General features: G+C 68.1%; 10 protein-coding genes. 3 read left to right on the forward strand and 7 right to left on the reverse strand.

The genetic code is table 11. The features are described from left to right. Positions 1–156 precede the first annotated feature (156 nt). Entirely contained in the window at positions 157–1,497 is a 1,341-nt protein-coding gene (gabT, locus tag ACZ3IC_RS03820; RefSeq protein WP_467412267.1) for a 4-aminobutyrate--2-oxoglutarate transaminase, read from the forward strand. Between the two features lie 147 nt (positions 1,498–1,644). Further along, positions 1,645–2,478, forward strand: coding sequence for a phosphatase PAP2 family protein (locus ACZ3IC_RS03825; RefSeq protein WP_467412270.1), 834 nt, complete (start codon positions 1,645–1,647; stop codon positions 2,476–2,478). A 737-nt stretch (positions 2,479–3,215) separates the two neighbouring features. Here ACZ3IC_RS03825 and ACZ3IC_RS03830 read toward each other — a convergent pair. The 6 genes from ACZ3IC_RS03830 to ACZ3IC_RS03855 are packed head-to-tail and all read right to left on the reverse strand — an operon-like array spanning position 3,216 to position 10,414. After that, the gene (locus tag ACZ3IC_RS03830) at positions 3,216–4,631 is read right to left on the reverse strand and encodes an NAD(P)/FAD-dependent oxidoreductase (protein ID WP_467412271.1); all 1,416 of its coding nucleotides are present in this window, start codon (positions 4,629–4,631) and stop codon (positions 3,216–3,218) included. Between the two features lie 24 nt (positions 4,632–4,655). After that, on the reverse strand, positions 4,656–5,456 hold the full coding sequence (locus ACZ3IC_RS03835) for an ABC transporter permease (protein WP_467412274.1): 801 nt from the start codon (positions 5,454–5,456) through the stop codon (positions 4,656–4,658). Beyond that, positions 5,456–6,385 carry an ABC transporter permease gene (locus ACZ3IC_RS03840; RefSeq protein WP_467412277.1) on the reverse strand — a complete coding sequence of 310 codons (930 nt, stop codon included), beginning with the start codon at positions 6,383–6,385 and terminating at the stop codon, positions 5,456–5,458. The genes ACZ3IC_RS03835 and ACZ3IC_RS03840 overlap by 1 nt, the downstream gene beginning before the upstream one ends. After that, positions 6,382–7,548 (reverse strand): ABC transporter ATP-binding protein, encoded by a 1,167-nt coding sequence (locus tag ACZ3IC_RS03845; RefSeq protein ID WP_467412278.1) that lies wholly within the window; start codon positions 7,546–7,548, stop codon positions 6,382–6,384. Before ACZ3IC_RS03845 ends, ACZ3IC_RS03840 begins: the two co-directional genes overlap by 4 nt. A gap of 58 nt (positions 7,549–7,606) precedes the next feature. Further along, complete coding sequence (locus ACZ3IC_RS03850; protein WP_467412280.1) at positions 7,607–8,857, reverse strand: ABC transporter substrate-binding protein; 1,251 nt, start codon at positions 8,855–8,857, stop codon at positions 7,607–7,609. Between the two features lie 42 nt (positions 8,858–8,899). Continuing rightward, entirely contained in the window at positions 8,900–10,414 is a 1,515-nt protein-coding gene (locus tag ACZ3IC_RS03855; protein WP_467412283.1) for a gamma-aminobutyraldehyde dehydrogenase, read from the reverse strand. A gap of 217 nt (positions 10,415–10,631) precedes the next feature. Here ACZ3IC_RS03855 and ACZ3IC_RS03860 point away from each other — a divergent pair, with 217 nt between their 5' ends. Then, a complete protein-coding gene (locus ACZ3IC_RS03860; protein WP_467413106.1) occupies positions 10,632–11,171 on the forward strand; it encodes an NADAR family protein in 540 nt (179 codons plus the stop codon). Positions 11,172–11,273: 102 nt separating this feature from the next. On the opposite strand, the gene ACZ3IC_RS03865 is transcribed toward ACZ3IC_RS03860, so the two are convergent. Beyond that, positions 11,274–11,999, reverse strand: coding sequence for a DUF4190 domain-containing protein (locus ACZ3IC_RS03865; RefSeq protein WP_467412284.1), 726 nt, complete (start codon positions 11,997–11,999; stop codon positions 11,274–11,276). Positions 12,000–12,023 lie beyond the last annotated feature (24 nt).

Consider the following 12,023-nt stretch of genomic DNA (forward strand, 5'->3'; position numbering starts at 1 on the left):
GGCCAGCCGCCGCAGCCCGGCCCCCGCACCCCGTCGCTATGTCCGTGACGGACAACGGTGTCCGGCCACCACTCCCGAACGGAACATGCCGGACCCCGGGCCTCGCCCATAGCCTGCAGACAGAGAAGCGTCCGAAACACCCCACAGGAGCCCCTCATGACCGCAATTCCGCAGGAGCGCCGCGTCGTCACTGCCATTCCCGGCCCGAAGTCGGTGGAGCTGCAGGCCCGCCGTCTCGCGACGGTGGCCGCAGGTGTGGGCTCCACCCTGCCGGTGTTCACCGCCCGCGCCGGTGGCGGGATCATCGAGGACGTGGACGGCAACCGTCTGATCGACCTCGGTTCCGGTATCGCCGTGACGTCGGTCGGCGCCTCCGCCGAGGCCGTCGCACGCCGTGCGTCCGCGCAGCTCGCCGACTTCACCCACACCTGTTTCATGGTCACTCCGTACGAGGGGTACGTCGAGGTCTGTGAGCAGCTCGCCGAGCTGACGCCGGGCGACCACGCCAAGAAGTCCGCGCTGTTCAACTCGGGCGCCGAGGCCGTGGAGAACGCCGTCAAGATCGCGCGTGCGTACACCAAGCGCCAGGCCGTCGTCGTGTTCGACCACGGGTACCACGGCCGCACCAACCTGACGATGGCGCTGACCGCCAAGAACATGCCGTACAAGCACGGCTTCGGCCCGTTCGCGCCCGAGGTCTACCGGGTGCCGGTGGCGTACGGCTACCGCTGGCCGACCGGTGCCGAGAACGCCGGCGCCGAGGCGTCCGCCCAGGCCATCGACCAGATCACCAAGCAGATCGGCGCGGACAACGTCGCCGCGATCATCATCGAGCCGGTGCTCGGCGAGGGCGGCTTCATCGAGCCGGCCAAGGGCTTCCTCCCGGCGATCGCGCAGTTCGCCAAGGACAACGGCATCGTCTTCGTCGCCGACGAGATCCAGTCCGGCTTCTGCCGTACCGGTCAGTGGTTCGCCTGCGAGGACGAGGGCATCGTCCCCGACCTGATCACCACCGCCAAGGGCATCGCGGGCGGTCTGCCGCTCTCCGCCGTGACCGGCCGCGCCGAGATCATGGACGCCGCCCACGCCGGTGGCCTCGGCGGCACCTACGGCGGAAACCCGGTGGCCTGCGCGGGCGCGCTCGGTGCCATCGAGACGATGCGCGAGCTGGACCTGAACGGTAAGGCGAAGCGCATCGAGGAGGTCATGAAGGGCCGCCTCGCCGAGATGCAGGCGAAGCTGCCGAACGGCGATGTCATCGGTGACATCCGCGGCCGCGGCGCGATGATCGCGATCGAGCTGGTGAAGTCCGGCACCAAGGACCCGAACCCGGAGGCCACCGCGAAGCTCGCCAAGGCCTGCCACGCGGAGGGCGTGCTGGTCCTGACCTGTGGCACGTACGGCAACGTCCTGCGCTTCCTGCCGCCGCTGGTGATCGGCGAGGACCTGCTGAACGAGGCTCTCGACGTCATCGAGCAGGCTTTCGACCAGATCTGACCTGTGCGAACCCCGGCGGTGACGAAGGGCGTTTTCGCCGGGGATGCAGGGGCCCGCGTGAGGGCCTGTGAAGAAGGTGTGGGGGGCCGATGGCGGGATCTGTTTCCGTCTGTCGGTCCCCCATCGACTGACGTACGGTTTCCGCAGATGAGAGAAACACCCCGCCCGCAGGGGACTGCCGGCGATGTCGGGCCGGAGCTTCCCCAGCACCGTCCTGGCCGTGCCTTCGCGCACACCACCGGGGCCTCTGGCTCCGGAACTCCTCACCGATCGGATGGCCGCTCGCCCCAAACCCCCCGGGGCGCGCGGCAAACCGATCCGACCGGCCGCCCCGGAGCCACCCCCCCTGCTCCCGGGCGGCCGGCTCTTCTCATTTCTCTGGCGTCTTCCTTCCTGGCGCTCCTCACGCTCACCACCTGGCAGGTCGCGGCCGATGGTCCGCTGCGCTCGCTGGACGAGCGGACCGGCCGGGCCGTCGTCGGACACGGCCCCGCCCGGCTGACCGAATTCCTCGCCGATCTCGGCAACATGCAGGTCGCGCTCCCGGTGCTGGGCTGCGCCATCGTATGGGCGCTGGTGCGCGGTCAGCGCCGTGAGCCGTTGTACGCGGCGCTCACCATGGCGGCGGTGCCCCTCCTCGTCGTCCCGCTGAAGGACTGGATCGCCCGTCCGGGACCGCTGACCGAAGCCACCGGCTACTACCCGTCCGGCCATGCGGCGACGGCAATGGTGGCGTACGGCGCCGCGGCGCTGCTGACCGCGCGGTACACGAGGCGGGCATGGATGATGCCCGTCGCCGCTTCCGCGTTGACGACGGCGACGGGCATCGGTCTGGTGCTGCGTGGCTACCACTGGCCGCTGGATGTGCTGGGCAGCTGGTTTTTGTGCGGCCTGCTGCTCCTGCCGCTGGGCCTCAGCTGCCGACCGACGAACGTCGGGTTGCACCGGGTGGATGTGCTGACCAGGTTCGAGGACGGGTAGTCAGCGATCGAAGCCGCGGACGGGCTGGACGGCGAAGCGCTGTACGGGCTGTCGAAGGAGCGGCAGGCGCAACATCTCGGCAAGTGCCACCGATGTCGCCGACCCGTCATCCGCCGGGTCCTCCACTACCAAAAGCCCCACCGTTGTCATCCTTGCGTGCGCCCCTTGACGAAGAGGGCCGGTTGATCTCATATGGGCTGAGACCTTCCCCGAAATCATCTGCAGCCCTCAAGTTTTCTTCGCTTCGGGAGGAAGGCTCGACCCGTGGTCCTTGCTGTCCTGCCCGAGACCGACGGCGCGCGTCCCACCAGACGAGGCCAATCAGAACAGCGACTACGACCACTGCTATGGCGACGGGGAAAATCCAGCGCACAGCCGAAGCGGCCACTGTGATGTCACTGATGGGCACCTGGCTCACATGGTGGCTCATCTGGCCCACGTCCTTCCTGAGGGGGTTCCGCCGCTTACAAAGCGAGGCAGAGGCTTCCGCTCATTTGAGAGGGGGCCCGCGAGGGCCGGAGCCGTGGGAAACTCCAATCCCGCTGCCCTTGGCGGGATCAATCTCGCGGGGCCCGCCTGAACTGAACGCCCGGCAAGGCTCAAGCTCCCTGATAAGTCTACGGCGGGGAACATACGGCGGCCGTGCTACGCCGAGGGCCCGCAGCAGGCCAGCGGTCCATGCGGCTCCGCTGCCGCTCACGCCACGCCGGGCGGACGGCCGGGCGGACGGCCAGGGCTCAGCTGTCGAAGCCGAGCCCCAGCCGGTCCATCGTCCGCAGCCACAGATTGCGGTGCCCGCCATTGCTGTCCGCCCTGGCCAGGGACCGCTTGGTGAGCTCGATCCCGGCCCAGGCGAAGGGCTCCGGCGGAAACGGCATCGGCTTGCTGCGGACCATTTCCAGGGCGGTCCGTTCGTTCTGCTCGCCCGCCAGCAGATCGAGCATCACATCGGCCCCGAAACGGGTGGCTCCGACGCCGAGTCCGGTGTATCCGGCGGCATAGGCGACCCGGCCCTGATGGGCCGTACCGAAGAATGCGGAAAAGCGGGAACAGGTGTCGATCGCCCCGCCCCAGGCATGACTGAAACGGACCCCGGCCAACTGCGGGAAACAGTCGAAGAACTGATACGCGAGCTTGAGGAAGGTCTCCGGGCGCTGATCGAGATCGGCGCTCAGCCGGCCCCCGTACGGATAGATCGCGTCATATCCGCCCCACAGAATCCGGTTGTCGGCCGACATCCGGAAGTAGTGGAACTGATTGGCGCTGTCGCCCAGCCCCTGCCGGTTCTTCCAGCCGATCGAGGCGAGCTGGTCGGCGGTGAGAGGCTCGGTCATCAGCGCGTAGTCGTAGACCGGCACGGTGTACGGGCGTACCCGCTTGACCAGCGAAGGGAAGATGTTCGTACCGAGCGCGACGCGGCGCGCGAACACCCTCCCGTACGGCGTGCGGACCGCCATTCCGGTGGTGGACCTGGCCAGTTCGAGGCCCCGGGTGTGCTCGTACATCCGCACCCCCAGGTCGAGGCAGGCCCGCTTCAGGCCCCAGGCCAGTTTGGCAGGGTGCAGCATGGCGACCCCGCGCCGATCCCAGAGCCCTCCCAGAAAAGTGGGCGAGTCGACCTCGGCGCGCAGCGCGTCCCGGTCCAGGAATTCCACACCCGTGAAGCCGAGCTTTTCGGTCTCCTGGTGCCATTCCTGAAGTTCTTCGAGCTGGTGGGGTTCGGTGGCGACATCGATTTCGCCGGTGCGCTCGAATTCGCAGTCGATGGAGTAGCGGGCGACGGCGGCCTCGATGGCGTCGAGGTTCCGCTCGCCCAGCTCCTCCAGCTTCCTGATCTCGGCCGGCCAGCGCTCCAGACCGTTGGGCAGGCCATGGGTGAGGGAGGCGGCGCAGAATCCGCCGTTGCGGCCCGAGGCGGCCCAGCCCACCTCGTGCCCCTCGATCAGTACGACGTCCCGCTCCGGGGCGCGTTCCTTGGCGATCAGCGCGGTCCACAGTCCGCTGTAGCCACCGCCGATGACGAGGAGATCGCAGTGCTCGTCACCGGTGAGCGCGGGCAGCGCGTCGGGCCTGCCGGGGTCGTCGAGCCAGAACGAGACCGGCTTGGCGTCGGAGAGTGATTGTGCAGCAGTACGCATGGCAACTGGGGCCATGGTTTCCAACTCCTTCGGGGCTTTCTATCGTGCGCTGTTTTTCCGCCGGTTCGCGATCAGCTGGCCGGCGACAACCACCAGTACAGCGATGATGAACATCGCCGTGCCGATGACGTTGATCTGCACGGGCGTGCCGCGCTGTGCCGATCCCCAGACGAACATGGGGAAGGTCACGGTGGAGCCCGCGTTGAAATTGGTGATGATGAAATCGTCGAAGGAGAGCGCGAAGGCGAGCAGCGCTCCGGCCGCGATCCCGGGGGCGGCGATCGGCAGCGTCACCCGCAGGAAGGTCTGCACGGGTCCCGCGTACAGATCGCGGGCCGCCTCCTCCAGCCGCGGGTCCATCGACATCACACGCGCCTTGACGGCCGTCACGACGAAGCTCAGGCAGAACATGATGTGCGCGATGAGGACCGTCCAAAAGCCCAGCTGTGCGCCCATGTTGAGAAAGAGCGTGAGGAGCGAGGCCGCCATGACGACCTCGGGCATCGCCATCGGCAGGAAGATCAGCGAGTTGATCGCGCCGCGCGCCCGGAAGCGGTAGCGGACCAGGGCGAAGGCGATCATCGTGCCGAGCACGGTCGCGCCGATCGTCGCCCAGGCTGCGATCTGGAGGGAGAGCGAGAGCGAGCCGCACATGTCGGCGACGCCGCAGGGGTCCTTCCAGGCATCCAGCGAGAACCGCTGCCAGGCGTAGTTGAAGCGGCCGTTCGGTTTGTTGAACGAGAACACCATCACGACGACGTTCGGAAGGATCATGTACGCGAGGGTCAGCAGACCAGCGATGACGATCAGATTCCGGCGAATCCAGCGCAGTACGGGCATCAGACCAGGTCCTCCGTCCCGGAGCGGCGGATGTAGACGGTGACCATGATCAGGACGACCGCCATGAGGATGAAGGAGAGCGCGGCCGCCGTCGGATAGTCGAGGACGCGCAGGAACTGGGTCTGGATGACGCTGCCGACCATCTTGGTGTCGGTGGAGCCCAGCAGTTCCGCATTGACGTAGTCACCGCTGGCCGGGATGAAGGTCAGCAGCGTCCCGGAGACGACACCCGGCATGGAGAGTGGGAAGGTCACCTTGCGGAAGGTGGTGGCGGGGGTGGCGTACAGGTCGCCGGCCGCCTCGTGCAGCCTGCCGTCGATCCGCTCCAGCGAGGTGTAGAGCGGCAGGATCATGAACGGCAGGAAGTTGTACGTGAGGCCGCAGACCACCGCCATCGGTGTGGCCAGCACCCGGTTGGACTCGGTCCAGCCGAGCCAGCTGGTGACGTCCAGGATGTGCAGGGTGTTCAGTACGTCGACGACCGCGCCGCCGTCCGCCAGGATCGTCTTCCAGGCGAGCGTACGGATCAGGAAGCTGGTGAAGAACGGCGCGATCACCAGCACCAGGACGACATTGCGCCAGCGGCCCGCCTTGAAGGCGATGAGGTAAGCGAGCGGGTAGCCGAGCAGCAGGCACAGGATCGTGGCGGTGCCCGCGTACAGCAGGGACCGGATGAACTGCGGGTAGTAGTCCTTCAGCGCGTCCCAGTACGTCTGGAAGTGCCAGGTGACCTCGAACCCCTTCTCCAGGGATCCGGTCTGTACGGAGGTCGATGCCTGGTAGACCAGTGGCAGCGCGAAGAAGACGATCAGCCACAGGATGCCGGGGAGCAGCAGCCAGTAGGGGACGAGGCGCTTGCGGGTGGAGGCTTTGCGCGCTTTCAGCTCTGTGACGGGCGCGGCGGGTGGCGCCTCCTTGGTGACGGTCACGCCGCGTCCTCCACCGTCTCCACACCGGCGTCGCCCATCGTCCCTGCAAGCATGGACTGGGCGGCGTCCAGGCCGAAGGTGTGGGCCGGGTTCCAGTGCAGGACGACCTCGGCACCGGGGGCGAGCCGGGTGTCACGCTCGATGTTCTGCTCGTACACCTGAAGCGCCTTGCCGGCCGGGCTCTCCACCACGTATTGCGTGGACACTCCGATGAAGCTGGAGTCGACGATCCGGCCGGTGACCCGGTTGCGGCCGTCGGCCATGGCGTCCGCGTCGTCGGCGTGCGCGAGCGAGATCTTCTCCGGGCGTACGCCGAGGAGCAGCTTGCCGCCGTTGGCCGTCGGGGCCGTACATCGGTCCATGGGCAGCCGCAGCTTTCCGCCGCCGACCGCCACGACGACGTCCGTGCCCGCGGAGACTATCTCGCCCTCGATGAGGTTGGAGGTGCCGAGGAAGTTGGCGACGAAGGTCGTCTTCGGGTTCTCGTACAGATCGGCAGGGGCGCCGAGTTGCTCGACCCGGCCCGCGTTCATCACCGCGACCGTGTCGGCCATGGTCATGGCCTCCTCCTGGTCGTGGGTGACATGGATGAAGGTGATGCCGACTTCCGTCTGGATGCGCTTGAGCTCCAACTGCATCTGGCGGCGCAGCTTGAGGTCGAGGGCGCCGAGCGGCTCGTCGAGGAGGAGCACCTGCGGGTGGTTGATGAGGGCGCGGGCGACGGCGACACGCTGCTGCTGGCCGCCGGAGAGCTGATGCGGCTTGCGCTTGGCGAAGTCGCCGAGCTGGACGAGTTCCAGCATCTCGTCGACCTGCTTCTTCACCGACTTGATGCCGCGCCGGCGCAGACCGAAGGCGACGTTCTCGGTGATGTCGAGGTGTGGGAAGAGCGCATAGCTCTGGAAGACCGTGTTGACGGGCCGCTTGTACGGGGGCAGGTCGGTGATGTCCCGGCCGCCGAGCGAGACGGTGCCGGTGGTCGCCTCCTCCAGGCCCGCGATCATCCGCAGGGTGGTGGTCTTGCCGCAGCCGGACGCGCCGAGCAGCGCGAAGAAGGAACCCTGCGGAACGGTCAGATCGAGCGGCTTGACGGCGGCGAAGGAGCCATACGTCTTGCTGATCCCGGTGAGGCGGACGTCGCCGCCTGTCTGCTGCTGTGTCATGGGTCGCGGTCCCAATGGTGTCAGGGGGAGAACGGGCGAGGGGGCAGAGGCGCGGTGATCAGGCGCCGATGAGCTTGGCGAACTTCTCTTCGTACGCCGTCTCTTCCTTGCTTGTCAGCGAGCGAAAGGCATGCGAGCGGTCCGCCATCTCCTTGTCGGGAAGGATCAGTGTGTTGGAGGCCATCTCCTTGTCGATCCTGGAGAGTTCCTCTCGGACACCGTCGACCGGGCAGACATAGTTGATGTACGCGGCGAGCTGGGCGGCCACCGGCGGCTCGTAGTAGTAGTCCATGAGCTTCTCGGCGTTGGTCTTGTGCCGTGCCTTGGCGGGGACCAGCATGTTGTCGCTCGACGTGAGGTAACCGGCGGCCGGGATGGCGTACTTGATGTCCGGGTTTCCGGCCTGGAGCTGGATGATGTCGCCGGCCCAGGCGACGCAGGCGGCGATGTCGCCCTTGTCGAGGTCCGCGGTGTAGTCGTTGCCGGTGAAGCGGCGGATCTGCTTCTTGTCGACGCCCTTCTGGATCCGGCCGATCGCGGCGTCGTAGTCGGAGTCCGTGAACGAGCCGGGGTCCTTGCCCATGTCGAGCAGGGCCATGCCGACGGAGTCACGCATTTCGGAGAGGAATCCGACCCTTCCCTTGAGGGCGGGGTCGTCGAGCAGCTGCGTGATGGAGTCGACCTTGCGGCCGCCGGTCGCCTTGGAGTTGTACGCGATGACGGTGGGAATGCCGGTCCAGGGGTACGAGTAGGCGCGGCCCGGGTCCCAGTCGGGGGTGCGGAACTGGGCCGAGAGGTTGGCGAAGGCATGCGGCAGGTTCACCGGGTCGAGCTTCTGGGCCCAGCCGAGCCGGATGATGCGGGCGGCCAGCCAGTCGGTGACGATGACGAGGTCGCGGCCGGTGTCCTGTCCCGCGGCGAGCTGCGGCTTCAGCTTGCCGAAGAACTCGACGTTGTCGTTGATGTCCTCGGTGTACTTGACCTTGATCCCGGTGCGCTTCGTGAACGCTTCCAGGGTGGGCCGGTGCTTTTCGTCCTCGCTGACGTCCATGTACTCGGTCCAGTTGGAGAAGTTGATCTGCTTCTCCGTGGCCGAGTGGTCGTCGGAGGCCGCCGCGGTGTCCCCCTCACGCTTCGCCGGCGGGATGCCGCAGGCGCTCAGCGTGCCGAGCCCGCCGATCGCGAGCGCCCCCATGCCGGAGGCGCGCAGCAGCGATCGGCGGGTCAGGGCGCCCCGGCCGCTCGTCAGGCTGCGTCGCATCGCGGCCAGTTGGCTAGCGGAGAGGCGCTCGGGCTCGTACTGCTCCATGCGCGTTGCCCTTTCGGGTGTGTGTGGCCGGAGGCGGCCGGATTATCGGTCCCCGAAGATCGTGCGGTGCCAGTCCTTCCGGGCGACCGCGGTGTTGTCGTACATGACGTGCTTGACCTGCGTGTACTCCTCGAAGGAGTACGACGACATGTCCTTGCCGAAGCCGCTGGCCTTGTATCCGCCGTGCGGCATCTCGCTGATGATCGGGATGTGGTCGTTGACCCAGACGCAGCCCGCCTTGATCTCGCGGGTGGCGCGGTTCGCCCGGTACAGGTCGCGACTCCAGGCGGAGGCGGCGAGTCCGTACGGGGTGTCGTTGGCGAGGCGGATGCCCTCGTCGTCCGTGTCGAAGGGCAGCACGACCAGGACCGGGCCGAAGATCTCCGACTGGACGATCTCACTGTCCTGGGCGGCACCGGCGACCAGGGTCGGCCGGTAGTAGGCACCGGCCGCCAGTTCGCCGCCGGGTGCCTCGCCGCCGGTGACGACGGTGGCGTACGCACGGGCGCGCTCGACGAATCCGGCGACCCGGTCCCGCTGGGCGTGGCTGATCAGCGGGCCGAGGTCGGTCGACGGGTCGAAGGGGTCGCCGAGCCGCACGGTTTCCATCAGTGCGGCGACGCCCTGCACGAAGGCGTCGTACAGCGGGCGCTGGATGTAGGCGCGGGTGGCGGCGGTGCAGTCCTGGCCGGTGTTGATGAGCGCCCCGGCGACCGCGCCGTGGACGGCGGCTTCGAGGTCGGCGTCGTCGAAGACCACGAAGGGGGCCTTGCCGCCGAGTTCGAGGTGAAGGCGCTTGACGGTGGAGGTGGCGATCTCCGCGACCCGCTTGCCGACGGCTGTGGAGCCGGTGAAGGAGGTCATGACGACGTCCGGGTGGCCGACGAGATGCTCGCCCGCGTCCTTGCCCGCGCCGGTGACGATGTTGATCACGCCGTCCGGGATGCCCGCACCGGTGGCCGCCTGGGCGAACATCAGCGAGGTCAGCGGGGTGATCTCGGCGGGCTTCAGCACGATGGTGTTGCCTGCAGCGATGGCCGGGAGGACCTTCCACGCGGCCATCTGGAGCGGGTAGTTCCAGGGGGCGATGGAGCCGACGACGCCGATCGCCTCACGGCGTACGTACGAGGTGTGGTCGCCGTCGTACTCGGCGGCCGACTTGCCTTCCAGGTGGCGGGCGGCGCCCGCGAAGAAGGAGGTGTTGTCGACGGTGCCGGGCACATCGAACTCGGTGGAGAGCTTGATCGGCTTGCCGCACTGGAGGGATTCGACGTACGCGAAGTCGTCGGCCTGCTCGGCGAGAACGGCGGCGAAGCGGTGCATCGCCTCGGCCCGATCGGCCGCAGTCGCACCCGACCAGCCGGGGAACGCCTCGCGTGCGGCGGCGACGGCCGCGTCGACGTCGGCGGTGCCCGCCAGTTCGTAGGTGTAGACGGTCTCGCCCGTTGCCGGGTTCACCACCTCGTGGTCACGTCCCGATGTTCCGGACCGCAGCTTTCCGCCGATGTACTGTGCGCCGTCCGCGAAGCGGTCCCGCACCTGGATGCCGTTGCCCATGACGCTCTCCTCCGCCGCACGCCCCGGAGCGCGGGGGGCGGCGTAGCCTCTGCTCGATTTGAGTGCCGATCCTGACAGAGGGGATCGGACCCAACAAGTGATTCCGTTGTTGCCTTTTGGTCACGCGACGAAATCTGTCGACCATGTGTCGCGTCGGTGCGGAATTCCCCGTACGGAGTGTCAGTGGCGGATGCCAGACTCGCGTGTCATGGAACACATGGACGATCTCCTGGCGCGGTCCGCGCGCGGCGAGAAGGTGAAGTACCTGCGCTTCTGGGGTCACCGCCCGCGGCCCGACGGCCGCATCGGTGCGAGCTGTCTCAGTCAGTGGTGGCCGGCGCCCTTCGCGGTCGACGGGGTGACGTATGCGTCGGCCGAACACTGGATGATGGCCGCCAAGGCACGGCTCTTCGGGGATGTGGAGGCAGAGGTCCGTGCGGTGTCGGCGAAGAGCCCGGCCCAGGCGAAGAAGGTCGGCCGGCTGGTCCGAGGCTTCGACGAGGCGGTGTGGGAGCGCGAGCGGTACGCACTGGTGGTGGCCGGCAGCGTCCACAAGTTCGACCAGGCCCCGGAGCTAAGGGAGTTCCTGCTGAACACCGGGGACCGGGTGCTGGTCGAGGCGAGCCCGACTGACCGGATCTGGGGCATCGGGCTGGCGGCGGACGACCCGCGTGCCGAGAATCCCGCGACCTGGCGGGGGCTGAATCTGCTCGGGTTCGCGCTGATGGACGCGCGGGCGGAGCTGCGCGGTCCATGAGGCGGCCCGATGGCCGGGTGGACCGGAGTCCGGCCCACCCGGCCATCGGCAGGGATGCAACACCGGTACCGCGGAAGTTCCGGCACCGGAGCTCGACGTCGGCTATCGCGTGACGTCGACGACCAGAGACGTGGAGTACGGGTCGTCGTTGTAGGTGTTGTCATCGAATTCATCGGCGTTGGTGGCGAACAGCCAGATGAAGAAGCTGATGATCGCCACACCGAAGACGATGCCGATGGACCCCGTGATGATCCCGGCGAGTGCCTGACCGCTGTTGGTCGCCTCGCCTCGCCGCACCCGCTTGCGGCCCAGGATACCGAAGATCAGGGCGAGTGTGCCCAGGATCAGGCTGGGTATCCCGTAGAGACAGAACAGGCAGATGGCCAGGATGCCGAGCACCATGGCTGCCGTACCCATGCCGTTGGACGGCGCGGGACCACCCCAGGGTGCCTGGACGTAAGCGGAGTACCCCGGGTAGCTGCCGTACTGCGGAACCGGTGCGGCCGGGTAGCCGTACTGTCCCGCGACCGGCGGGACTTGCTGGCCGGGTCCGTTCGGTGCGATCGGCGGCGGCGGTACCTCCCAGGGGCCGAACCCGGCTCCGGAGCCGGGCACCGGCCCGGTCTGCGTCGGTGCGCCGAATCCCGGACCCTCGGCCGGCGCCGGGTTGTCCCCCGCGCCCGGCATCGAAGTGACGGTCGGCTGATCGTGCACCGCAGGCGGGCGGGGATCGCCGGCCGGCTTCTCCAACGGCACCCTGCTGTCCGGCGGAGCCCACGGATCGCGCGGCGCGCCCCCGCCCGCGGGCTGCTCTGTGTTCTCTGACATGGGCCTCCCCCATCGTGATCCCGT

It is taken from the genome of Streptomyces sp. NPDC002958, assembly GCF_055563255.1.